This is a genomic window from Rhizobium ecuadorense, assembly GCF_001187535.1.
In the GTDB taxonomy this organism is placed as follows: Bacteria; Pseudomonadota; Alphaproteobacteria; order Rhizobiales; family Rhizobiaceae; genus Rhizobium; species Rhizobium ecuadorense.
Window position 1 is genome coordinate 75,666 of the sequence record NZ_LFIO01000074.1, and the last position, 23,430, is coordinate 99,095.

Sequence of the window (23,430 nt, forward strand, 5' to 3'; positions counted from 1 at the left end):
TATGAATTATATTGACATAACTTTGCCATTAGGATTACCTGCTCATACCGGACTTCGAGGAGGAACTCCGGTCTTCAATGGATCATCGGCAGCCGCTCAGGCGCCGCCGGATATTTGGGAGGGGCTTCGGCCTCGAGGAGGAAACTTGCGCAGATTTTTAAGCACGACCGCATTGGCGGTCCTCGCATCGACGTTATTTGCCGGCGCAGCCAGTGCGGGCGCCGAAAATCCGTTCCGCTGCAAGCCGGGCGAAAAATACGTCATGAACGTCATGGTCTCGGGCGTCGAATATTGGTTCCCGGTCTATGAGATGTTCAAGCAGGCCGGTCAGCAGCTCGGTTGCGAGACAGCCTATACCGGCACCCCGGAATATGACGTCAACAAGCAGATCGCCACTTTCGACCAGGCGCTGGCCCAGAACCCGGCCGGTATCCTTGTTCATCCGATGAACTCCGACCCGTTCATCGAGCCGATCAACCGAGCGATCGGCCAGGGCACGGCGGTCGTCACCTTCGCCGCCGATGCGCCGCTCTCCAAGCGCATCTCGTTCATCACTTCGGACAATACCCGCGAAGGCACGTATGCGGCTGATGCGATTGCCGAAAAGATGGGTGGAAAGGGCGAATATGCCGTTCTGGAAAATCCGGGCCAGGACAACCACGACAAGCGTATCGCCGCTTTCATCGCCCGCATGGACGAAAAATATCCCGATATGAAGCTGGTCGGCCGCGCTGCGTCCAACCAGGACCCGAACAAGGCCTATCAGGGCCTGATGAGCCTGGTGCAGGCTCATCCGAACCTTGGCGCCGTCTTCATGCCGGAAGCGAACTCGGCAATCGGCGCTTCGCAGGCCAACAAGGAAAGCGGCGGCAAGATCCTGGTGATGTGCGCCGACGTCAACGCCAACATCCTCGACATGATCAAGGCGGGTGAAGTGTTCGGCTCGATCAACCCGAACCAGGGCATGCAGGGTTACATGGGCTTCATGCTCCTGTGGCTGGCCAAGCATCCGGAACTTATCGACCCGATGAACGACGCCAAGCGCGCCAGCTTCAATCCGATGAGCATTCCGTTCGTCGACAACGGCCTGTCGATCGTGACGGCGGATAATGCCGATGACTTCTACTGGGACAAATACCTGAAGCGGCGGGGCACCAAGGGCATCGAGGAGTAGGCCTTTTGGTCGGCTGTCCGGGCAATGTTCCGGACAGCCACCGCGGAAGTGAGGAGGAGACAATGATGGCTTCGGTGCCGGTTCTGGAAATTCGCAATGTCAGCAAGCACTTCGGTGCGGTGAAGGCGTTGACTGAAGTGCGCTTCAGCCTTGAGAAAGGCGAGGTTCATGCGCTTTGCGGCGAAAACGGCGCGGGAAAATCGACGCTGATGAACATCATTGCCGGCGTGCTGCAGCCCACCGAGGGGGAGGTTTTCGTCGATGGCGCGCCGGTAAAAGTGACGTCGCCGGCCGTGGCGCAGTCGCTCGGGCTCGGCCTCGTGCATCAGGAAATCGCGCTCTGCCCAGATGCGACGGTGGCCGAGAACATGTTCATGGCCGCGACCAACCGCCGCCGCTCGCCTTTCATGAATTACGGCAGGCTGGAGCGCGACGCGCAGCTCGTGATGAACCGGCTGGCGCCGATCGACGTCCGCCGCAAAGTCGGCGACCTGTCTATTTCCAGCCAGCAGCTCGTCGAGATCGCCAAGGCGCTGACGCTCGATTGCCGGGTGCTGATCTTCGACGAACCGACGGCAGCGCTGACGGAATCGGAGACGCAGGTGCTGTTCGGCATCATCCGCGACCTCAAGGCGCAGGGTATTTCGATCATCTATATCAGCCACCGCATGGCCGAAATCTTCAGCCTGTGCGACCGGGTCACCGTGTTTCGCGACGGCCGCTATGTCTCGACGGAGAGGGTGGCGGATTTGACGCCGGATGACGTGGTGCGTCGCATGGTCGGGCGCGAGATCACCCAGCTCTATCCTGAGAAGCAGGCGCCGGCGGAACGGACCGGCGAGACCATTCTGAGCGTTCGCCATCTCGGCGACGGCAGCCGCTTCACGGATGTAAGCTTCGACCTGCGCAAGGGCGAAATTCTGGGTGTCGGCGGGCTGATCGGCTCCGGCCGCACCGAGATCGCCGAAGGTATCTGCGGATTGCGGCCGGTGATCACAGGCGAGGTGCAATTGCATGGGCAGCGGCTGCCGACGCGCTCCTATGCGCAGGCCGCGCAGGCGGGCGTCGTCTACCTTTCGGAAGACCGGAAAGGTTCCGGTATATTTCTCGATCTTTCCATCGCCCAGAACATTGCGGTTCTCGATTTGAAATCGCTGACCGGACCGCTGGGACTGCTGAATTCCAGGGCCGAGGCGGATCGCGCCCGCGACCTGGTGCGGCGGCTCGGCGTGCGGATGGGCGGCATCGACATGCCGGTCTCGTCGCTGTCGGGCGGAAACCAGCAGAAGGTGGCGATTGCCAAGCAACTGGCGGTCAATCCCAAGGTCATCCTGATGGACGAGCCGACGCGCGGCATCGATGTCGGCGCCAAATCGGAAATCCACCGGCTGCTGCGCGATCTCGCGCACTCCGGCATCGGCATCGTCGTCATCTCGTCGGAACTGCCGGAGCTTCTCGGCCTGTGCGACCGGGTGGTGGTGATCCACGAAGGGACGGTTGCAGGCGAGGTCGAGGGCGAGACGATGACTGAGGAAGCGATCATGCTGCTCGCATCGGGGATCGGCAGTCACGCAAGGGCATCCGAGCATGCCGCATAAAGAAAACGCAGGGGCGGGAGACAAGGTCATGGCGGATGCTACGTTGACAGGGGCACATCAGGCACGCGCGCCCGGCTGGAAACGGCTGGGGACGATGCGCGAGGCTGGACTGATCGCAATCATTCTGGCGCTGTGCATCGTCATGAGCTTTGCCTCGCCGCATTTTCTGACGCTCGGCAATTTCCGGGCGATGCTGATGTCGTTCTCGGTCGAAGGGATCGTCGTCGTCGGCATGACCATCCTGTTGATCGTCGGCGGCATCGACCTGTCGGTCGGCTCGGTCGTCTGCTTCTCGATGGTGCTGTCGGGCTCGTTGTTCCTGCTGGGGCTCGATCCGTGGAGCGCATCCCTGATCGGCATCCTTGCCAGCGGCCTGATCGGCTGCGTCATGGGCTTCTTCGTCACGGTCGTCGGGCTCAACCACTTCATCACCTCGCTGGCGGCGATGGTGATCGTACGCGGCGTCTGCCTGATCATCACCAAGGGCACGCCGCTGTCGCTGTTCACCTTGCCGCCCTCGTTCAAGGCGGTCGGGCAGGGCACGTTCTCCGGCGTCCCCTATGTGATCCTGATCTTCGTTGCCGTCGTCGTGCTGTTCGATTTCCTGCTGCGCCGGGCAACCGCCTTCCGCAAGGTGTTCTACACCGGCAGCAATGAGAAGGCGGCGCTCTATTCCGGCATCAAGACCAACCAGGTGAAGTTCTGGGTGACGGTGCTCTGCGCCACCCTGTCCGGTGTTGCCGGCGTGATCTACATGTCCCGCTTCGGCGCAGCGACCCCGACCTTCGGCGTCGGCATGGAGCTCAATATCATCGCCGCCGCGGTGATTGGCGGTGCGTCGCTGAACGGCGGCTCGGGCACGATCCTCGGGGCAATTCTCGGGATTGCCCTGCTGTCGGTCGTCACAAGCTCGTTGATCTTGCTCGACGTGTCCGTCTATTGGCAAGACATGATCAAAGGCTGCATTCTGCTTGCCGCCGTCTCGATCGATCATTTCCTGCACAAGCGGAAGGCTGCCTGATATGCCGATAGCCAAACTCAAACCCGCAAACGCGCCGCGCGAGGAAATCGTCATCGCCCGGCAGATGCACCAGGCTCTGGTTCTACATTTCCTCGAAGGGCTGACACAGGCGCAGATCGCCGATCAGCTCGGCATTTCGCACGCCACCGTCAACCGCCTGATCAAACGCGGCCGCCAACTCGGCCTGGTCGAGATCAAGATCAAGTCGCCGGTCGAGCCGCTGGTCGATATGGAAGAACAGCTGCGGGCGCTTGGCGGCATCGGCCGCGCCGTGGTCGTGCCGACGGTGTCCGACAATCCGCAGACGGCACTGCAAGCCGTCGGCGAAGCCGCCGCGCGCTTGCTGCTGGAAGAGATCGTCGACGGCGATACGATCTGCATCACCGGCGGCAAAGGCGTGAGCGCCGTCGTCGCCGGCCTGCAGCCGCCGCGCCGTTTCGATGTCGAAGTCATTCCGGCAACCGGCTGCGTGCAGGGCAAGCACTATACCGACGTCAACCACGTCTCGACCTTGATGGCCGACCGGCTTGGCGGGCGTTCCTACCAGATCCACGCCCCGCTCTTTGCCGACGATGCCGAGCAGCGGGCGATGCTGATCAACATGCGGTCCGTCGCAGACGTTTTCAAACGGGCGCGCGAGGCGAAGGTGGCCGTGGTCGGCATTGGTTCGATCTTGTCGGACGATTCCAGCTATTACGACCTGCATCCCTCCTCAAGCACCGACCGCGCCGCGATCGAGCGGTCCGGCGCCTCCTGCGAATTGCTGGCGCATCTGCTCGATGATCATGGCCAGGTCTGCGATTACAGCCTCAATCGTTCGCTGGTGTCGTTGACGCTGCCGGAATTCGCCTCGATCCCCATCAAGATCGGTGTCGCGAGCGGGCCGAACAAGGCGGGCCCGATCCTCAGCGTTCTCCGCGGCAATCATCTGGACACGCTGGTGACCGATGAGGCGACGGGTGCGCGGGTGCTGGCACTGGCGAATGGCGAAGGGAAATGGGCATGAGCGCGGAGCAATTGACACGCGAGATCGGCAAATCCGGCGTCTCCGCCTCGGCGGTCGGACTGGGCACCTGGGCGATCGGCGGCTGGATGTGGGGCGGGACCGACGAAAAAGAATCGATCGCCGCGATCCAGGCATCGCTCGATGCCGGCGTGACGCTGATCGACACGGCGCCGGCCTACGGGCTTGGACGTTCCGAGGAAATCGTCGGCAAGGCCTTGATCGGCCGCCGCGACAAGGCTGTCATCGCCACCAAATGCGGCCTTGTCTGGCATACCCAGAAGGGCCGTCATTTCTTCGATCAGGACGGCAGGCCGGTCCACCGCTATCTCGGCCGCGATGCGATCCTGCATGAGGTCGAGGAAAGCCTGAGGCGGCTCGGAACCGACTATATCGACCTCTACATCACCCATTGGCAGGACCCGACGACCTCGGTCGAGGAAACCATGCGGGCGCTGGAGGATCTGCGCACAGCGGGCAAGATCCGGGCGATCGGCGCAAGCAATGTCAGTCGCGACGACCTCAGTGCCTATATCGCGGCCGGTGGCCTCGATGCGATCCAGGAGCGGTTCAGCATGATCGACCGCGAGATCGAGGCGGAGCTTCTGCCGCTGACCAAGGTGAACGGCATAGCGACGCTCAGCTACTCGTCGCTGGCGCTGGGGTTGCTGTCCGGCACCATCGGTCCGGACCGGGTGTTCTCAGGTGACGACCAGCGCAAGGACAATCCGCGCTTTTCGGTCGGCAACCGCCGGAAGGCAATGGCGCTTGCCGACGCCATCCGGCCGGTCGCCGAAAAACACGGCGCCAGCATCGCCCAGACCGTCATTGCCTGGACGCTGGCGCAGCCCGGCGTGACCTTTGCGCTCTGCGGTGCGCGCAATCCGGCACAGGCGATCGACAATGCGCGGGCCGGGACCATCCGGCTGGATGCGGCCGATCGTGCGGCTATCGATACGGCCATAGCGGCGACACTGACTGATATGAGATAGCGGATCGCCATCATGAAACGTGAAGAAATATTGGACGGGCTTCGCCGCAGCCCGAAGGTGGACGTGTGTATCATCGGCGGCGGCATCAACGGCATCAGCGTCTTTCGGGAGCTGGCGCTGCAGGGGCTGAATGTGCTGCTCGTCGAAAAGCACGATTATTGCTCCGGCGCCAGTTCGGCGCTGTCGCGCATGGTGCATGGCGGGCTTCGCTATCTTGAAAACGGCGAATTCAAGCTGGTGCAGGAATCGCTGGTCGAGCGCGACCGGCTGCTGCGCAACGCGCCGCATTATGTCGCGCCGCTGCCGACGACGGTGCCGGTATTCGATATCTTTTCCGGCCTCGGCAATGGCATCGTCCGCTTCCTGGGTCTCAGCCGCCGCCCGAGCCGCCGCGGCGCCGTCGCCATCAAGGCGGGACTCAGCATCTATGATTTCCTGACGCGCAAGCGCGCGCTGATGCCGCGCCACCAGTTTCGCGGCCGGCGCACGACGCTTGCCAAGTGGCCGGCGCTCAATCCCGACATCAAGAGTTCGGCCACCTATTTCGACGCCTGGGTCAGCCACCCCGAGCGGCTGGGCATCGAGCTTCTGCAGGATGGTCTCTTAGCCGAACCCGGCGCGATGGCGCTGAACTATGCCGAACTGCGTCGGATGGAAAATGGCCGGTATTGCGTCGAAGACCGGATAGGCGGCGCGTCCGTCGCCGTCGAGCCGGCGCTGATCATCAACGCCACCGGCGGCTGGATCGACGTTGCCAATCGAACCTTGTTTTCTCAGGAGGCCCGGCCGGCGCCGCTGATCGGCGGCACCAAGGGCTCGCATCTGATCATCGACAATGCGGAGCTGCGCGACGCACTTGCCGATCACATGATCTATTACGAGAACGAGGACGGGCGGATCTGTATCCTGTTTCCCTATCTCGGCAAGGTTCTCGTCGGTTCTACCGATATCCGTGTCGATGATCCGGAAACGGTGCGCTGCGAGGCGGAGGAGCGGGATTATATCCTGCAATCGCTCGCCTTCGTGCTGCCTGATATCACCATCCGGTCGGAGCAAATCGTTTTCCGGTTTGCCGGCGTGCGGCCGCTGCCGGCCAGCACCGACAGTTTTACCGGACGCATCCCGCGCGATCATTTCTGCACCGTGCTGGAGCCGTCCGAGGGCGGGCCGCCGGTGCTCTGCATGATCGGCGGCAAGTGGACGACATTCCGCTCCTTCGGCGAACTGGCGGCAGACCAGGCTCTGGAAAAGCTCGGCAGAAGGCGCCGGGTTGCGACAACCGACCGGCCGATCGGCGGCGGGCGGGCATTTCCGGCCAACAGATCCGTCTGGCTGGCGCAGGCGGCAAGCGGCAAAGGTCTTTCCGCCGGGCGCATGGCTGAGTTGTTTGGCCGATACGGCACGGATGCCGAGGCGATTGCCGGTTTCATTGCCGCAGGCCGCGATACAGCCCTGCCGCATGCCGGCTACTCCACGCGCGAATTGCAGCTGCTGATCCGCGATGAAGCAGTGGAACATCTGGACGACCTGCTCTTGCGGCGCACCACGCTTGCCGTTTCGGGCGAGCTTTCGCTCGACATGACGGATGCCGTCCTCGACCTGCTGGCGCAGGAAAAGTGCTGGACGCAGGGCCGTCGCGCCGGCGAGCGCGACCGGTTTCTCACCCTTCTCAACGAACGCCACGGCGTCGACGAAGACATGCTTTCCGCAAGGAACGAACCAAGGAGCACAGAATGCGACACAACAGCAAAGTCCGGATGAACCGGCTGTTCGGCCGCGGCCGCTGCCTCGACGTGGCGATCGATCACGGCGTTTGCAACGAGCCGTCTTTCCTCGACGGGCTGGAGGATATTCAGGCCGTCGTCGGCGCCCTGGTCTCTGCCGGGCCGGATGCGATCCAGATGAACTACGGCCAGGCGGACCTGCTGCAGGACATGCCCGGCAAGGACAAGCCGGCGCTGGTCATGCGCATCGACATGGGCAATCCGTATAACCGCATACGCCACCGCGACATGTGGGCGGTGCTGCAGAACAAGGCCGAGCCGTTGATCGGCGCGATCGAGATGGATGCGGCCTGCGTCGTCGTCAACCTGTTCATGCTGCCGGACGAGCCGGACCTGTTTCGCCAGTGCGTTGAGAATATTTCCCGCGTGCGGGCCGATTGCGACAAGTATGGCATGCCGCTGATGATCGAGCCGCTGGTGATGCAGCCGGTCACCGAAAAGGGTGGTTACATGGTCGATGGCGACGCCGACAAGATCGTCACGCTGACGCGGCTCGCTCGCGAAATGGGCGCCGATATTGTCAAGGCGGATCCGACCACCAATGCCGAGGATTTCCACAGGGTGGTGGAGGCAGCCCGCTGCCCGGTTCTCGTCCGCGGCGGCGGCAAAGAAGATCTTCGCGCCGTCTTCGACAAGTCGGCGGCCTTGATGCGGCAGGGCGCGGTGGGCATGGTCTATGGGCGCAACATCTATCAGCACGCCAATCCGAGTGCCGTGGTGCGCGGGCTGATGGCGATCGTGCATGAGGATGCGAGCGGCGAACAGGCCTTTGCGCTCTATCAGCAGGGCTGAGTTGCGATTTCGAACCTTCGGAGGGGTTCTGCATGGGAGACTATCTTCTGGGGCTCGACGCCGGAAATACCGTCATCAAGGCGGTGATTTTCGACCGGCACGGCAACGAGATCGGGGCTGCCTCCGAGGAGGGGCACAGCCGCATGCCGAGCCCGGGACATGTCGAGCGGGGGCTGGACGAACTCTGGACGAATGCGCGGCAGGTCATCCGCGCCTGCATCGAAAAGGCAAGGATCCGGCCGGAGGAGATCGCCGCGATCGGCTGCGCCGGGCATGGCAACGGTCTCTATGCGCTCGATCGCGACGGCGCTCCGCTGCTCGCCATCCAGTCGCTCGACACGCGGGCAGCCGGGCTGGTCGACGAATGGCGGGAGGCCGGCGTCGGAGACCGAACCTATCCGATTGCCCGACAGCGTCCGTGGCCGTCCCAGACGCCGACATTGCTTGCCTGGCTTAAGCGCCACCGGCCGGAACTGTTCGAGTGCATCGGCACGGTGTTCTTCTCCAAGGATTTTATCGTCAACCGCCTGACCGGCCGCCGCGTCAGCGAGGTGTCCGACATGTCGGGAGCCGGTTTGCTCGATCTTGCCGCGCGCTGCTACGACAAGGCGCTGATGGAGGCCTATGGACTGGGCGATTGCATGGACCTCCTGCCGCCGCTCATCGAAAGCGCCGACATTGCCGGCGCGGTAACGGAAGAGGTGGCGACGCAAACCGGGCTCGCGGCCGGTACGCCGGTGGTCGGCGGACTGTTCGACGTCGTCGCCTCGGCGCTCGGCTCTGGCGTTTCGCGCACCGGCAGCGCCTCGATCATTGCCGGCACCTGGAGCATCAACCAGGTCGTCATCGACGGTCCCGACCTCGACGGCCCGGTCTTCATGTCCTCGACTTTCGACCGCACCCGCTACATGGCGATGGAAAACAGCGCCACCTCGGCTGCCAATCTCGAATGGCTGGTGCGGGAGTTCTTCGAAGGCGAGCATGCGCAAGGCGTCTCGCCCTTCGATGCCTGCTGCGCGCTGGCCGCGGCGATCAAGCCCGCGGCAGACGACCCGCTCTATCATCCCTATCTCTACGGCGCCCAGCAGGACGGCCACGCGCGCGCCGGCTTCTACGGACTTGCCGGCTGGCACAGCAAGGGGCATCTCGTGCGCGCGCTTCTCGAAGGCGTCGCCTTCGGCCATCGCCAGCACATCGAGACGATCCGCAAGGCCGGTGCAGATTTCAACGAAACCATGCTGTCCGGCGGCGGCTCGCGCAGCCTGATCTGGCCGCAGATCTTTGCCGATGTGCTCGGCGTTCCCGTCACCGTGGCCCGCTCGCGTGAAACCGGTGCGCTAGGGGCAGCGATTGCGGCGGGAACCGGCGTCGGCATCTTCGCCGACTTCGGCGCCGGCGCTGCTTCAATGGTGCAGACCGCGCGGCATTACCGACCGGATGTCTCGCTTGAGGGGCATTATGCGCGCCGCTACGCTCTCTATCTCGAAATCGCCGAGGCAATGGCGCCGCTGTGGCGGCGTCTGACGGCGGTACCGCCGGCGGCAGCGGGAGTGGCGGCGTGAACATGCGTGTGAACGATGCGGCCATCGAGGCCGGAAGCTACGATTACATCATCGTCGGCGCGGGATCGGCGGGATGCGTTCTGGCCAACCGGCTGTCGGTCGATCCGAAAAACCGCGTCCTGCTGCTCGAAGCCGGCGGCAGCGACCGGTATCACTGGGTGCATGTGCCGATCGGCTATCTCTACTGCATGGGCAATCCCCGCACCGACTGGATGATGAAGACGGCTGAAGAAGCCGGGCTGAACGGCCGCTCGCTGCCCTATCCGCGTGGAAAAGTCCTGGGTGGCTGCTCGTCGATCAACGGCATGATCTACATGCGCGGCCAGGCGGCCGATTACGACGGCTGGCGGCAGGCGGGCAATTCCGGCTGGGGCTGGGACGACGTGCTGCCCTATTTCCTGAAATCCGAGGACAATTACCGCGGCAAGTCGCGCATGCACGGGGCAGGCGGCGAATGGCGGGTGGAAAAGCAACGGCTTTCCTGGCCGATCCTCGATGCCTTTCGCGATGCGGCCGAGGAACTCGGCATTCCTAAAACCGACGATTTCAACGATGGCGACAATGAGGGTTCAGGCTATTTCGAGGTCAATCAGCGCGGCGGCCTGCGTTGGAACACCACCAGGGCCTTTCTGCGCCCGGCGATGAAGCGGGCCAATCTGCGTGTGCTGACCGGCGCCGAAACCGAGCGGCTGGAATTCGACGGCAGGAGGGTGACCGGCGTGCGGTTCCGGCTGAACGGCCAAACTCATCTGGCACGCGCCGGCCGCGAGGTCATTCTGTCTGCCGGTGCTATCAATTCGCCGAAAATCCTGGAACTGTCAGGGGTTGGCCGCCCGGATGTGTTGTCCGCTGCCGGACTGGACGTGGCCCATGAACTGCCGGGTGTCGGCGAAAACCTGCAGGACCATCTGCAGATCCGCACGGTTTTCCGTATCGAGGGCGCAAAGACGCTGAACCAGCTCTATCACAACCTGTTCACCCGGGCGGGCATGGGGCTTGAATATATGCTGCGCCGGTCCGGGCCGCTATCCATGGCGCCGAGCCAGCTTGGCATCTTTGCCAAGAGCGATCCGGCGGTTGCCACGGCCGATCTCGAATATCACGTGCAGCCCTTGAGCACCGACCGGCTGGGCGAGCCGCTGCACAAATATCCGGCCGTCACCGTCTCCGTCTGCAATCTGCGGCCGGAAAGCCGCGGCAGCGTGCATGTCGGCGGCCCGGACTTTTCCGTGGCGCCGGACATCCGCCCGAATTATCTTTCGACCGTCGGCGACCGGATCGTGGCGACGAAATCGATCCGGCATGCCCGCCGGCTGATGAAGGCCGGCGCCATCGCCAAGTACCGGCCGCAGGAGATGCTGCCGGGCACGGAATACCAAAGTGATGAGGACCTGATCCGCCGCGCCGGCGATATCGCCACAACGATCTTCCATCCGGTCGGCACCTGTAAAATGGGCAGCGACACGACGGCGGTGGTTGATTCGCAATTGCGGGTGCATGGGCTGGCGAAGCTGCGAGTCGTCGACGCCTCGATCATGCCGACCATCGTCTCGGGCAACACCAATTCGCCGGTGATCATGATTGCCGAGAAGGCAGCCGAGAGCATTCTGTCAGAGGCGTAGAGAGAGCCTCGCATATGTCTGACGTGAATACGTAGAGCACTCTTGCCGTCCCGGTATCCGAAAACGACACAGACCTCGACTATCGCCGTCACGTCATAGGGCGCGACGGCGAGCCCAACCCGCTTAAAGCGGGTTGGGCAATCTTCGACTTTCGATCAGAGGGTTGAGACGTTCTCAGCCTTCGATTTTCCGGTCTTGCGATCCTGTCCGACGTCGAAGCTGACCTTGTCGCCTTCGCGGAGCGAACCGCCGCGCTGCAGCGCAGACACGTGCACGAACACGTCCTGTCCGCCATCCTCGGGGGTGATAAAGCCGAAGCCCTTGTCGTCATTGAAGAATTTAACCGTACCTGTCGGCATGAGATAACTATTCCTTGTGTCATTCGTCGATTTGCGAAAGCGAAACTATACCGCCGCTGCTCCTCTATCAACCTTCATGCAGGTGACGCAACTTTAAAGACAAAGAGGCAACAGTTTCGTCGAGGGTCAATCCGGCTCCCGACAGCCGATCGCCTGACCATCCGAGTTTTTTATCGTCTCGATGCGGCGTTCGGAGGCATCGCTGAAATTTCTGTCTCGTGGCGCCCGCGTTGTCGACGGAATCAACGTAGGATTGCTCGCGCGTGTAGAAAGGGATTGCCGATCGCCCGCATCAGGTTGTAGATCGGTATCACACAATGGGATTGTGCAAGCCGGTATGCATGACGCCAACTTCGCTCGTCCTCATCGGCTGCCGTCTGAAGCTTTACCGGCGCGCTGCGCTGTCACATGAGGGGTCTGCGCCATTGTCTTCGCTTGTTCTCCCCAGCCGCCCGCTTTCACTGGCGCGCAACGTCATCTCCACGCCGAACGCCTACTTCTGGGCAACGCCCATTATCCTGGCATTGGCGATCTTTCTATTCATCTCGGAAGCACCGGGCGTGATCCGCGATTTCCAGATCAATCAGAACCCTTTGGTGCTCGAAAACGGCGACGTGCAAAACGGGAAATGCACGACACGTAAGGCAGTCTTTACCGACTGCGAGGCACGCCTTGTCTATAGCTACGGCGGACGAAACTACGACACCGAAGTCGAGGTCATGTTCGTCGATTTCCATACCGGCGATTATGAAACCGATCTTGTGATTTCCGCCGATCATCCGGAGCTCGCGACGATGAGCCTGGGTCTGGACATGCTGTGGAACAGGATCATCACGCTCACTGTGTTTGTGGTTCTGCTTGGCGGCATGAGCCTGGGTATGATTTTTCTCGGTATGCGTATCTGGCGGGTCAAGGGGCAATTGCGCCGGCCTGCCAGGCTGATCCCTATCCCGGTCGAGATCAGCGCATTCGACCGCAAGCGCGGCGTCCTTTCCATCACCTACAATGACAAGATTGCCGCCGACAAAACCGGGCGATCGGCTTACACGCGCATGAAGAGCGGACAGGAACCGCTGATCGTCGGGGAAGCCAATGGCAAGGCGATCGGAATGGCCGTCCGGCACGGCAATACGGCCCTGCCGGTGCTTCTGGACGATCGTCTGCAGCGGGTCGAGCTTACGGATGCCGAGCGCACAGCGGCTCTCGCACCCCTGGCGCATCAGCAAGACGGCGATCAACATGCACCGGTGTTGATCGAAGAACCAAAGAGGACGGTATCGATCTGGAAGCGGCTGCGGCTTTTCTTCGGCACCTTGCTTCTGATCGTCGTCGGTGTTGGCGGCTTCTGGCTTTGGTACGTCACGAGTTCCCCGACACAATTCCAATCGCCTGGCATGGACATCAACAATCTAATGCCGGCGCCGCTGAACCAGTGGGGATGCGATCAGCTGAAGAAGCGGTTTGGCCAGGATCGTGCGCCGTTCGGTTGCACCGCCGCCGATTATACGAGCTGGAAATAACTAGCCTCGGCAATCGCGAAGCCGCATAAGATGCGGCGCGTCAACCCGGCCGTCGAGCATAAAAGGTGTTCCAGGCTTCGTCGTTGCGGCTCATGCGGTAGGCGTCCCATTCGAGATCCAGGCCGGCCGCCTTGATGCACAGCGCGAAGTCGTCCCGGCGCCAATAGGTCATATGGTAGGCGCCGCTCGTCTCGCCGTCTCCATCCCGCATCGTTACCAGGAAGACGCCACCGGGGCGCAGCGCGGCGGCGATCTTTTCGAGGACCTGGCCGGTCTGGTGGCGAGGCACGTGGATGAGAACACAGAGAGCGATCACCGCATCGTAAGGGCCGCCGAGGTCGTCGGTGATGACGTTGAGGAACTCGCCTGCCTTGCCGCGTGCTGCCTGCAGCTCAAGAAACCGCCGCGTGGCATCGGTTCGCCTTACCAAAACGCCCTGTGTCTCGAGGAAATCCGCATCCCACCCAGGGCCTGACCCGATCTCAAGGACCCGGCCGCCTTTGCCGGCGGCGATGGCGACCTGACGCAAGGCCGCCTCCAGGCTGGGCGCGGGAAACGGATCAACGATGCGGCTATATTCATCGGCACAACCTTCATAGGAATCGATCGTGCGTTGGGTACCGGCCAGAGCGGCGTAAGAGACAGGCATTTTTGACCTCCGGTTGATGGAAAACCGGGCGCCGTTCGAGGGCGCCATATCACCATGCTCGCCGTAAGGCCGCGTAAGCACATTAGGCAAAATGCCTAGGCAACGAAAAATGGAATGCCGTGAGCGATATCAGGACGGTCTAGCCAGGCAATCTCCTAAAGCTGACATCTACACCGGATCAACCATCCGGAGACGGTGGGCCATGGCCGCCGCGGCGCCGCGGCTGGGGACGGCGAGTTTGCTCAAGATGTTGGAGACATGGACGCTCGCCGTTTTCGACGAGATGAACAGATTATCGGCGATCTGCCGATTGCTCTGTCCGGCGGCGACAAGCCGGAGCACCTCGAATTCCCGATCCGTCAGGCCGAGCGGCGCCTTCGGCAGGCTGCCTTCTTTCTCGCCTCGCAGATCAATGCGGGCCTTTGCAGCCAGCGTCTCGATCTGATTGCAGAGGAGGCGAGCGCCGATCGACTGGGCAAGCTCCGCACCTCGCCTGAAATGGCCCGCACCCCTGGCGCGCTTGCCGGCATTCACCGCAGCGCTCCCGGCCTGCATAAGAGCATATGCCTGCCGAAAGGGCTGGTTCAAATCGGCCCAGCTTCGGGCAGCTGTTTCCCAGGCGTCGATGTCGGAAACCGTCGCGCGCGACATCTCAGCCGAGAGGTTGAGCCTCTCGGCTTCCTCGATCACGTTGCGGCACGGGGTCCGGGCGGCAAGGTCCGCAAGCTGCCGGGCGACATCTTTCCGGTTGGTATCGACGGCGACACGCATGGCCGAGGCCAGGAGCGGCCAGGAGACGCGGCCCTGCCTCTCGAACTGGCTCGAAGCCGAACTTATCAGGACGGCAGACTGATCCATGTCGCCCGCCAGCGCACGGCTTTCGATATCGAATCGCAAAAGATTGGCCGCCATGCGGCCCGAGACCTGAGGGCCGGGTGGCAGAGGCGCGCAAGGAGCTTGCCGCTGCGGCGATGCGATCCGGATCTCCCGATACCAGGGCAATCTCCGCCTGGCATTCGAAAACATGAACCAGCCCCAGCGGCAGCGGATCCAATGCCGCCATCCGTTCGCATGTCTCCACGGCTTCGGGAACGCGGCCGACGGCGAGCAAGGCGCGGCACAAGGGCGAACCCACGATGGCTCCGATATACCGGGCCTGGCCGAACTCGACGGTCCGCGCAAAGATCGCCGGTCCGATGTCGATGATCTCGGCATAGTCTCCGGTCTCAAGCAGGGCCTGCAGCAGGGCTGCGCCCGCCAGCACCTCGACGCGGCCGATGGAGGCTTGCCCGGCGCGCTTAGCCACGCTCAAAAAGCCATCGATCCGAGAACTGTCCGAGGCCATGTCCACGGATGCCGCGACGATCAACGCCTCGATACGATATTCCTCGTCATCGAGCCTCTCCGCCAGATCCTTCAGTTCGGCGCCCAAGAGCCTGGCGCGATCGAATTCTCGCCGCAATATCAGCGCCCGGGAAAACTGCCCCAGTCCGTCCGCGCGCAGCCTTGTGGGATCGACCGCACGATCGAGCGCTCGTTCCAGATCGGCGATTTCGCCCGGGATAAGCGTGTGCTGACGCATCACCGCGCGCTGCAGAAGAAGGGCTGCCAGCTGCGCGCCGTCGCCCTCGGCATCCACTTCGGCGAGGGCACGCTCGACGAAGGCCAGCCCCTGTTCGGCTTCCGCTGCCCAGCAGGCCGCATCGGCGGCCAATTCCAATACCCTGCAGTGATCCGCGCCGATCAGATCGGCCGCATGATCGACGTCGGGCCACGCCGCCAGCACGAGCTTGAGCATCTCCAACTGATCCGCATAGGCGAAGGTGGCGGCGGCCTCAGCGGCAGAATGCCAGGCCCATCGCAGGCAAGGTTCGGCCTGGCCGGCGCCGTGCCAGTGGCGGGCGAGCGCAACGGCATGCCAAACCCGGTAGCTTGGAACCGGGCCGCGTTCGAGGACTTCGGCATAGCCGCGATGGATGGCCATCCTTTCGCCGGCGATCAGGTCACCCCGCACCGCTTCGTGGATCAGGGCGTGGCGGAATGCATATCCGTCGCCATCCGGCACCAGGATCCCGGCCAAAATTGCAGGCCGCAGCAATTCTGCCAGTTCGAGATCGGACTTCTCAGTCACGCTGCGAAGAAGCGCATGCGTGATATGCGGGCCGCCAAGCGCCATCACCTTCAAGAGTTCTGCCGTTGACGCCGGCATCTCCCTGGCGGTTTTCAGCAGATAGTCGTTGAGCGAGCCGGGGAAATCCGTCCGCAAGCCTCCGCTCGCGTCGATGAGCGCCTCGGTGAAAAGCGGGATCCCGCAGCTCCGCGCATGGACCTCATTGATGATAGCAGGTGTCGGCGGGCGCCCGAGCAGCCCCTCGAGTTGGGCGGCGACCTCGGCGCGCTTCAGGCGGGGAAGCTTCAACAGCTCGGCACCCTCGGAAAGCGAGAGGTCGGCGATGGTCGTCCGCAGTGCGTTGCTGCCGCTGGTTTCCTCGGGTCGGTAGGTGACGATCAGCATCAGCCGAATTTTCTTCAGCCGCGCCGTCAGGAAGCGAAGCAGATCGCATGTGGCCTGGTCGGCCCAGTGAATGTCCTCGACGACCACGACGAGCGGCATCTCCCGGGCGAGCTCTTCGAACAATTTTCGCAGCGCCTCGAAAAGCCGCGCTCTTGCGATGCCCGCATCGAGCCTTTCAGAGGTCTCGCCGAATTCGGGGAGAAGCCATGCCAGTTCGCGCGCACACTCGGCGCCGACAAGCGATCTGGCGGCCGTCCCGCCGCGCAACTGAACCAGTTCATGCAGCAAAGCGGTTACGGGCGCATAGGGCAATGCCGATTCCCGCTGCTCGATGCAGCCGCCTTTCAGGACGATAGCCCGGCCCGACAGTCGGTCGGCGAATTCTTCTACCAGCCGGCTCTTGCCGCCGCCTGCTTCCGCCCCGAGAAGAATGGAGCGTTGCCGGCCGCCGGAGACATCCCGGAACGCGCTATCCATCGCATCGAGTTCGGCGACACGGCCTGAGAACAGGGATCTTCTGAGGGATGCCGACACGAAGTCCTCCGATACGTGAAGTTTAAGATTAGCAGAGATGGAGACGTAGTCATCCCATGTGTGATTTGAGCCTGCCCTACGCAAAATGCCCGATGCGGCACCCCTGCCTTAGCCCCATTATGAAAATGCCTGCCGGTACCAGGACCCAAGGCGCCGCTTCACCCGATACAAATAAAGGATGCCCCAAGTGACTGAACGCATTATCAAGTTTGACGAGGTCGAGATCGCCACACAGGCATTTGGCAACCCGGCGCATGAGCCGATCCTGTTGATCATGGGCGCGATGGCGTCGATGCTGTGGTGGCCGGATGAGTTCTGCCAAAAGCTCGCCGCTCAGAAATATTATGTCATCCGTTACGACAATCGAGACACCGGCCGTTCGACGATCTATCAGCCCGGGGAACCGCCCTACACCATGGACGACATGGCTGAGGATGCCATCAGGGTACTCGATGGCTACGGCATCGACAGCGCCAATCTGATCGGAATGTCGCTTGGCGGCACGATCGCCCAGATCGCAGCGCTCTCGCATCGCGAACGCGTCAAGACGCTGACGCTGGTGTCCACAACGCCGATGGGTATTGATACAAGCGCCCTGCCGCATACCGCTGACGCCTACATGGCGCATGCCGCGACGGGCGAGACCGTCGACTGGGCAGACCATGCCCAGGTGATCGAATTCCTTCTCAAGGACACCCGGATGATCGCCGGGGTGGCGCACCCTTATGACGAACGCCAGGCGCGCGCCTTTGTCGAACGGGATGTCAAGCGGGCGAAAAACTTCGTCAGTGCCACCAATCATTTCATGCTGAGGGGCGGTCAGGCCTTGAAAGGAAAATTGGCTGAACTGGCCGCGCCTCTCCTTGTCATCCACGGAACGGCCGACCCGATTTATCCGGTTGAACACGGCGAGCTGCTGGCGCGAACCGTCCGAGGCGCGAAGCTTGTCCGGCTCGAAGGCGGCGGGCACGAAATTCATCCCGATGATTGGCAAGAGATCGTTTCCGCTATCGACGCCCACTTGCGGTGATCCGAGACGTGGCAGGGGCGTGCCGATCGATGGCTACGCCCTTCCGTACATCCGGCTCGCGCGCAACAGGCGTTGCGAATAGGGGTGTTCGACCGCACCTCTTCGCAATGCCTCGATATCGACCTGTTCGACGATCTCGCCCGCCTCCATGATGGCGACGCGGCTGCACATGTGGGAGACGACGGCGAGATCGTGGCTGACGAGCAGATAGGTGAGGCCGCGCTCCTTGCGCAGATCCTGCAACAGATTGAGGATTTCGGCCTGCACCGAAACGTCGAGCGCCGATGTCGGCTCGTCGAGAAGCAGCACGTCGGGATTGAGCATCAAGGCCCGGGCGATCGCCACGCGCTGGCGCTGGCCGCCGGAGAGTTGATGCGGAAACCGATAGCTTAGCGCCGGATCGAGGCCGACCGATCGCAGCACGGCGTTGACGTCGACCGAATTGGTGTCGAGCCCCTGGTTGCGCAGCGGCTCCTGCAGTTGCGAGCGGATGGTCTTGCGCGGATGGAGCGATCCGTATGGGTCCTGAAACACCATCTGCACTCGCCGATAGAACGGCCGGCTGCGCTGGCGCTCCAGCGTCTCGCCCTGGAGTTCGATGTGACCGTCATAATTGGCGTTGAGACCGGAGAGCGCCCGGAGAACTGTGGATTTGCCGCAGCCGGATTCGCCGACGAGGCCAAAGGCCGTGCCGCTCTCGATGGCGAGGTTGACGTCTCTGACGACGGGCCGCTGGCCGTGTCCGAAACGGATGGTGAGATTGTCGATCCGGATCATCGTGGCGCCTCCGCGAGGTCATTGAGCCAGGCGGGATCGCGCGTCAGGATCGGGAGCCGGGCCGGCGGATCCTCTATCGTCGGCAGGGAGGCCAGAAGCCCTTGCGTATAAGGGTGTTTCGCCTTGTCGAGATCGCGCGCCTCCAGCACTTCCACGACGCGGCCGGCATACATGATGAGGACGCGGTCGCAGAAATTCCGGATGAGGTTGAGGTCATGGCTGATGAAGATCAGGCCGAGATTGCGGCGTGAAACGAGTTCGTCGAGCAGGGCCAGGATCTCGAGCCTGACCGTGACATCAAGCGCTGATGTCGGCTCGTCGGCGATCAGCACTTCCGGTTCGGCGATCAGCATCATGGCGATCATCACGCGCTGGCCCATGCCGCCCGATATTTCGTGCGGATAGAGGCGGGCGACGCGCTCGGGATCGCGGATCTGCACCGCTTCGAGCATATCGAGCGCTTGGGCGTAGGTCTGTTTCGCGCTGACCTTGGGATGGTGGAAGCGGTAGGTCTCGGCGATCTGTTCGCCGATGCGCATAACCGGATTGAGCGAATATTTCGGGTCCTGCAGGATCAGGCCGATCCGCCGTCCCCGGATCGTCATCATCTTTCGTTCATCCGCCTTGATGAGGTCGACGTCGCGAAATGTCATTCGCTCGGCGCTGACCACCGCGGTCGGCGGCAGCAGTTTCATGATCGCCCGGCCGACGGTCGATTTTCCCGATCCGGATTCGCCGACGATGCCGAGTTTTTCCTGCCCGAGCGCGAAACTGACGCCGCGCACCGCGCGCATGTGGCCGCCGCCATAGGCGATTTCGAGGTTGCGGATATCGATCAGGGGCTCTGTCATTCCGAACCTCTCGGGTCGAGCACGTCGCGAAGAGCATCGCCGACGAGATTGAAGGCGAGGCTGACGAGTGCAATGGCGATACCAGGTGCGGCGATCACCCAGGGGCTGTCGAGCATGAACTCGCGGCCGCTGGCGGCCATCGAGCCCCATTCCGGCCATGGCGGCTGCGCGCCGAGGCCGAGAAAGCCGAGACCGGCGGCCGTGATGATGATGCCGGCCATGTTGAGGGTGACGCGGACGATCACCGAGGGAATGCACATCGGCAGGATGTGGCGGGTGATGATCGCAAGTGATGTCGCGCCCTGCAGACGCACGGCGGCGATATAATCCGCCTTGCGCAGGCTGAGCGTTTCGGCGCGCGCCAGCCGGGCGATCGGCGGCCAGGCCGTCAGCGAAATGGCGATGATGGCGTTGGTGATGCCCGGGCCGAGGGCCGCGGCAAAACCCAGCGCCAGCACCAGTCCGGGAAAGGAGAGAAAGATATCGGTGACGCGCATCAGGATTTCATCGACGATACCGCCGAAATAACCCGAGACCGTGCCGATCAGCAGGCCGAGTGGTGCGACGATAATCGTCACCAGCATGATGATGTAGAGCGTCGTGCGGGCGCCGTAGATTACCCGGGCAAAGACGTCGCGGCCGAAATTGTCGGTGCCGAGAAAATGGGCTGCCGACGGCGGCGCCAGCCGCCCGGCCATATCCTGCACGATCGGATCGTAGCTCGTCAGCAGAGGCGCGGCCGTCGCCACAACGATGAGGAGGACGATGATAAACAGGCCCACCAAACCAAGCGGATGCAGGCTGAACTTCAGCCAACCCTGGTGGATCTGCTGCATCGACGACTGAAACCAGCCCTGAGGTTCCGGCGCCCGCAACCAACTGCGAAATCCGCCGGGATTGGTGCTGTCGATGTCTTCGGTGGAGATCGTCATGGCGTCACCGTGTTCTCGGGTCAAGAATGCGATAGAGGACGTCCGACAGGATGTTGATGGTCAGGAAAACGGCGCCGATCGTCAGCACCGAACCCATCACGACGTTCATGTCGTTCATCTGCAGGCCGCGGGTGAGGTACTGGCCGAGCCCCGGCCAGCCGAAAACCGTCTCGATCAGCACCGCGCCTTCGAGCAGCCCGCCGAAGGTCAGCGCCAGGATCGTCAGGAGCTGCACGCGGATGTTCCGGAAGGCATGGCGCCAGACGACCTTGCGGGTGCCGAGCCCCTTGGCCCGCGCGGTGATGATATATTCCTGGCTCAGTTGCTCCAGCATGAAACTCCGCGACATGCGGCTGATATAGGCGACGGAGTAATAACCGAGGATCGCCGCCGGCAGGATGATGTGGCCGAGCGCGTTGTGAAAAACGTCCCATTGGCCCTGTATCGCCGCGTCGATCAGCAGAAAGCCGGTCATCGGCGTGACGAGGCCCTCGTAGAAGACGTCGATCCGGCCGGATGCGCCGACGAGTTTCAGCTTGGCGTAGAACAGGAAGAGCGCCATCAGCCCGGTCCAGAAGATCGGGATGGAGTGGCCGGCAAGCGCGACGATCCGGGCGATATGATCGATGATCGTTCCGCGCCTGACGGCAGCCGTGACGCCTAAGGGAATACCGATGACGGCGCCGATGATCATGGCGATGATCGCAAGCTCGATCGTGGCGGGAAAGATCGTCATGAGATCGGTGAGGATCGGCTGGCCCGTCGTCGCCGCCGTGCCGAGATCGCCTGTGGCGACCTTCCCGACATAGGAGAAGAACTGCATCCAGATCGGCTGCCCAAGTCCCAACTCGTTATAGACCCGATCATAGACCTCCTTGCTGACCTCCGCCCCGGTGATGGCCAGTACCGGATCGGCAGGCAGCAGACGGCCCATCGAAAAGGTTAGGAAAAGCAGGCCGAGCAGCGTGGTGACGATAGCCACCACGCGCCCTGCCAGGCGCCGCAGCAGGCTCGTCAAGGGGTGCGGGGCCGCATCGGCAAACCCGCCCGCCCTGGAATGACGGCTCTCCTGCTTCGATGTCAGATCGGCGCTTGCCACGCGCTCTACTCCTTGGTCACGTCATGCCAGCGCGTCGACCAGGTCGTATGGCCGTGATAACCCTTGACGTTGGCGCGCATGACATAGGGGTCGGTTCGCTGGAAGAAGATGACGAGCGGTGCGGCCATGCCGGCGTAGATGCCGTCCATCTTCTTGAAGATATCGGTGCGCTTTTCCGTGTCCCGCTCCTTCATCGATTGATCGATGAGCGTGTTGAGCTCGTCCACCTTCATGCCCGTGCGCCAGAGATAATAGCTGCCGAGGCGCGCCTCGTCGCTATTGTCTGGGTTGTAGGCATATTGCGTGGCGACGGCGAAAGGATCGGGCAGACGGGCGCCGGAATTGCCGAGCAACACTTCGAATTTGCGCTCGCGGAAGGCGGGCGTGAATTCGCCGGGCACCAGATCGAGTTCGAGGCCGGCGGCCCGGGCGCTCGCCTGCAGCGCTTCGGCGAAGGGCAGGGTCGGGGCACCCGACGGATTGAGCACCTTCTTCAGGCCGTTGGGATATCCGGCCTCCGCCAGCAGCTGCTTGGCTTTGGCGGGGTCGTAATCGTAGCGGGCGGCAGCCTCATCGGGCGCGCCGATCATGCCGCGCGGGATCATCGACTGCCAGGGAAAGCCGGTGTGGCGCATGATATTGCCGGAGATCGCCTTCCAGTCGAAGGCGTGTTGGAAGGCCTCGCGAACCTTCGGCTTCTGCAGATCAGGGTCTTTCTGGTTGAGGGCGATGTAATAGAAGCCGAGACCCGGGACATTGTCGATGACCATATCCTTGTTGGTGGACAGCGCATCGAGATCGCCGCTTGCCACATACTGGCCGACATCGACGTCGCCGGCTTCGAGCTGCAGCCGGAGATTGCCGGATTCGGGAATGTGGCGGGCCACGACGCGGGCCATGGCCGGCTTGCCGCCCCAATATTTCGGCTGCGCGTTGAAGATCGCCACGTCGTTCGGCCGCCACTGCGCCAGGCTGAACGGACCGCTGCCGGCGGAATTGGCCGAAAGCCAGGCGCCGCCGAAATCACCGTTCGCCTCATGCGACAGCACCGTCTTCTTGTCGACGATGCCGATCGACGAGCCGGCCAGCGAATAGAGCACCAGGTCGGTATTCACCGACTGCGGCAGCTCGATCTCCAGCGTATGGTCGTCCTCTGCGCGAACGAGCTTTTCGACGTTTTCGGGCGTGAACCCCCAGAGTGCGACGTCGGTGGAGCCGACCTGGCCCATCTTGATGACGCGCTGGATCGACCAGGCGGCATCCTCGGCGGTCACCTTGTTGCCGCTCTGGAAGACGGCGTCGTCGCGCAGGGTCAGTGTGATGATCTTGCCGTCCGGCGAGACGCTCCATTTCGTTGCAAGCATCGGCTTCAGCGTCTTGAGATCGTCAGGCGACAGTTGCACGAGGTTGTCGTAGAGGTTCGAGATCAGCTCGGAAACCGTGCGGGCATTGTTCTGGGCCGGATCGAGCGTGCGGATACCGGTGAGATTGGTGCCAATCACGAGCATATTGGGCGGCGATGCCGCCCAGGCAGGCTGCGTCGCCATCAGGGCGCCGGTAATTGCGATCGTTGTCAGTAGCTGTTTCAGCATCTCTAGACCTCCCAATCCTATTAT

The 23,430-nt window shown here is 62.7% G+C and carries 18 protein-coding genes and 1 pseudogene; 11 read left to right on the forward strand and 8 right to left on the reverse strand.

Annotation, left to right across the window (positions count from 1 at the left end; genetic code table 11):
* Positions 1-145: 145 nt before the first annotated feature.
* The 9 genes from AF337_RS03395 (at position 146) to AF337_RS03435 (ending at position 11,548) form a co-directional block, all read left to right on the forward strand.
* Entirely contained in the window at positions 146-1,174 is a 1,029-nt protein-coding gene (locus AF337_RS03395) for a substrate-binding domain-containing protein (protein ID WP_049731065.1), read from the forward strand.
* A gap of 65 nt (positions 1,175-1,239) precedes the next feature.
* Positions 1,240-2,772, forward strand: a complete 1,533-nt coding sequence (locus AF337_RS03400) for a sugar ABC transporter ATP-binding protein (protein WP_049731138.1) — start codon at positions 1,240-1,242, stop codon at positions 2,770-2,772.
* Positions 2,773-2,800: 28 nt separating this feature from the next.
* Entirely contained in the window at positions 2,801-3,793 is a 993-nt protein-coding gene (locus AF337_RS03405; protein WP_116429645.1) for an ABC transporter permease, read from the forward strand.
* A gap of 1 nt (position 3,794) precedes the next feature.
* The gene (locus AF337_RS03410; protein WP_049731067.1) at positions 3,795-4,799 is read left to right on the forward strand and encodes a sugar-binding transcriptional regulator; all 1,005 of its coding nucleotides are present in this window, start codon (positions 3,795-3,797) and stop codon (positions 4,797-4,799) included.
* The gene (locus tag AF337_RS03415) at positions 4,796-5,788 is read left to right on the forward strand and encodes an aldo/keto reductase (RefSeq protein WP_049731068.1); all 993 of its coding nucleotides are present in this window, start codon (positions 4,796-4,798) and stop codon (positions 5,786-5,788) included. Before AF337_RS03410 ends, AF337_RS03415 begins: the two co-directional genes overlap by 4 nt.
* A 12-nt stretch (positions 5,789-5,800) precedes the next feature.
* Positions 5,801-7,549 (forward strand): glycerol-3-phosphate dehydrogenase/oxidase, encoded by a 1,749-nt coding sequence (locus AF337_RS03420; protein ID WP_049731069.1) that lies wholly within the window; start codon positions 5,801-5,803, stop codon positions 7,547-7,549.
* Positions 7,522-8,364, forward strand: a complete 843-nt coding sequence (locus AF337_RS03425) for a class I fructose-bisphosphate aldolase (protein WP_049731070.1) — start codon at positions 7,522-7,524, stop codon at positions 8,362-8,364. Before AF337_RS03420 ends, AF337_RS03425 begins: the two co-directional genes overlap by 28 nt.
* A gap of 32 nt (positions 8,365-8,396) precedes the next feature.
* On the forward strand, positions 8,397-9,926 hold the full coding sequence (locus AF337_RS03430; RefSeq protein ID WP_049731071.1) for an FGGY-family carbohydrate kinase: 1,530 nt from the start codon (positions 8,397-8,399) through the stop codon (positions 9,924-9,926).
* A gap of 2 nt (positions 9,927-9,928) precedes the next feature.
* Positions 9,929-11,548, forward strand: coding sequence for a GMC family oxidoreductase (locus AF337_RS03435; RefSeq protein ID WP_425287876.1), 1,620 nt, complete (start codon positions 9,929-9,931; stop codon positions 11,546-11,548).
* A gap of 155 nt (positions 11,549-11,703) precedes the next feature.
* Here the strand turns inward: AF337_RS03435 and AF337_RS03440 are convergent, their stop codons facing one another.
* Positions 11,704-11,907, reverse strand: coding sequence for a cold-shock protein (locus AF337_RS03440; protein WP_003572688.1), 204 nt, complete (start codon positions 11,905-11,907; stop codon positions 11,704-11,706).
* Between the two features lie 425 nt (positions 11,908-12,332).
* Here AF337_RS03440 and AF337_RS03445 point away from each other — a divergent pair, with 425 nt between their 5' ends.
* A complete protein-coding gene (locus AF337_RS03445) occupies positions 12,333-13,427 on the forward strand; it encodes a hypothetical protein (protein ID WP_049731139.1) in 1,095 nt (364 codons plus the stop codon).
* A 40-nt stretch (positions 13,428-13,467) separates the two neighbouring features.
* On the opposite strand, the gene AF337_RS03450 is transcribed toward AF337_RS03445, so the two are convergent.
* Together AF337_RS03450 and AF337_RS03455 are read right to left on the reverse strand one after the other, a co-directional pair.
* Positions 13,468-14,076: a class I SAM-dependent DNA methyltransferase gene (locus tag AF337_RS03450; RefSeq protein ID WP_049731073.1), complete on the reverse strand. Its 609-nt coding sequence runs from the start codon at positions 14,074-14,076 to the stop codon at positions 13,468-13,470.
* Between the two features lie 168 nt (positions 14,077-14,244).
* Positions 14,245-17,125, reverse strand: a pseudogene (locus AF337_RS03455) (helix-turn-helix transcriptional regulator).
* 187 nt (positions 17,126-17,312) lie between these two features.
* Here AF337_RS03455 and AF337_RS03460 point away from each other — a divergent pair.
* Positions 17,313-18,155 (forward strand): alpha/beta fold hydrolase, encoded by an 843-nt coding sequence (locus AF337_RS03460; protein WP_049731074.1) that lies wholly within the window; start codon positions 17,313-17,315, stop codon positions 18,153-18,155.
* Positions 18,156-18,188: 33 nt separating this feature from the next.
* Here the strand turns inward: AF337_RS03460 and AF337_RS03465 are convergent, their stop codons facing one another.
* From AF337_RS03465 to AF337_RS03485, 5 genes are read right to left on the reverse strand one after another with little or no spacing between them, the layout of a single operon-like run.
* Positions 18,189-18,932: an ABC transporter ATP-binding protein gene (locus AF337_RS03465; RefSeq protein ID WP_049731075.1), complete on the reverse strand. Its 744-nt coding sequence runs from the start codon at positions 18,930-18,932 to the stop codon at positions 18,189-18,191.
* Complete coding sequence (locus AF337_RS03470) at positions 18,929-19,783, reverse strand: ABC transporter ATP-binding protein (RefSeq protein WP_049731076.1); 855 nt, start codon at positions 19,781-19,783, stop codon at positions 18,929-18,931. Before AF337_RS03470 ends, AF337_RS03465 begins: the two co-directional genes overlap by 4 nt.
* Positions 19,780-20,715, reverse strand: a complete 936-nt coding sequence (locus AF337_RS03475) for an ABC transporter permease (RefSeq protein ID WP_049731077.1) — start codon at positions 20,713-20,715, stop codon at positions 19,780-19,782. The genes AF337_RS03470 and AF337_RS03475 overlap by 4 nt, the downstream gene beginning before the upstream one ends.
* Before the next feature lie 4 nt (positions 20,716-20,719).
* Positions 20,720-21,814: an ABC transporter permease gene (locus tag AF337_RS03480; RefSeq protein ID WP_049731078.1), complete on the reverse strand. Its 1,095-nt coding sequence runs from the start codon at positions 21,812-21,814 to the stop codon at positions 20,720-20,722.
* 5 nt (positions 21,815-21,819) lie between these two features.
* Positions 21,820-23,406 (reverse strand): ABC transporter substrate-binding protein, encoded by a 1,587-nt coding sequence (locus AF337_RS03485; RefSeq protein WP_049731079.1) that lies wholly within the window; start codon positions 23,404-23,406, stop codon positions 21,820-21,822.
* Positions 23,407-23,430 lie beyond the last annotated feature (24 nt).

What these genes read in the sequence shown, in the direction of transcription:
- AF337_RS03430 (WP_049731071.1), top strand. Translation starts at nt 8,397, where the DNA reads ATGGGAGACTATCTTCTGGGGCTCGACGCCGGAAATACCGTCATCAAG.
- AF337_RS03470 (WP_049731076.1), bottom strand. Translation starts at nt 19,783, where the DNA reads ATGACAGAGCCCCTGATCGATATCCGCAACCTCGAAATCGCCTATGGC.
- AF337_RS03420 (WP_049731069.1), top strand. Translation starts at nt 5,801, where the DNA reads ATGAAACGTGAAGAAATATTGGACGGGCTTCGCCGCAGCCCGAAGGTG.
- AF337_RS03400 (WP_049731138.1), top strand. Translation starts at nt 1,240, where the DNA reads ATGGCTTCGGTGCCGGTTCTGGAAATTCGCAATGTCAGCAAGCACTTC.
- AF337_RS03435 (WP_425287876.1), top strand. Translation starts at nt 9,929, where the DNA reads ATGCGTGTGAACGATGCGGCCATCGAGGCCGGAAGCTACGATTACATC.
- AF337_RS03465 (WP_049731075.1), bottom strand. Translation starts at nt 18,932, where the DNA reads ATGATCCGGATCGACAATCTCACCATCCGTTTCGGACACGGCCAGCGG.
- AF337_RS03405 (WP_116429645.1), top strand. Translation starts at nt 2,801, where the DNA reads ATGGCGGATGCTACGTTGACAGGGGCACATCAGGCACGCGCGCCCGGC.
- AF337_RS03440 (WP_003572688.1), bottom strand. Translation starts at nt 11,907, where the DNA reads ATGCCGACAGGTACGGTTAAATTCTTCAATGACGACAAGGGCTTCGGC.
- AF337_RS03415 (WP_049731068.1), top strand. Translation starts at nt 4,796, where the DNA reads ATGAGCGCGGAGCAATTGACACGCGAGATCGGCAAATCCGGCGTCTCC.
- AF337_RS03450 (WP_049731073.1), bottom strand. Translation starts at nt 14,076, where the DNA reads ATGCCTGTCTCTTACGCCGCTCTGGCCGGTACCCAACGCACGATCGAT.
- AF337_RS03410 (WP_049731067.1), top strand. Translation starts at nt 3,795, where the DNA reads ATGCCGATAGCCAAACTCAAACCCGCAAACGCGCCGCGCGAGGAAATC.
- AF337_RS03475 (WP_049731077.1), bottom strand. Translation starts at nt 20,715, where the DNA reads ATGACGATCTCCACCGAAGACATCGACAGCACCAATCCCGGCGGATTT.
- AF337_RS03485 (WP_049731079.1), bottom strand. Translation starts at nt 23,406, where the DNA reads ATGCTGAAACAGCTACTGACAACGATCGCAATTACCGGCGCCCTGATG.
- AF337_RS03425 (WP_049731070.1), top strand. Translation starts at nt 7,522, where the DNA reads ATGCGACACAACAGCAAAGTCCGGATGAACCGGCTGTTCGGCCGCGGC.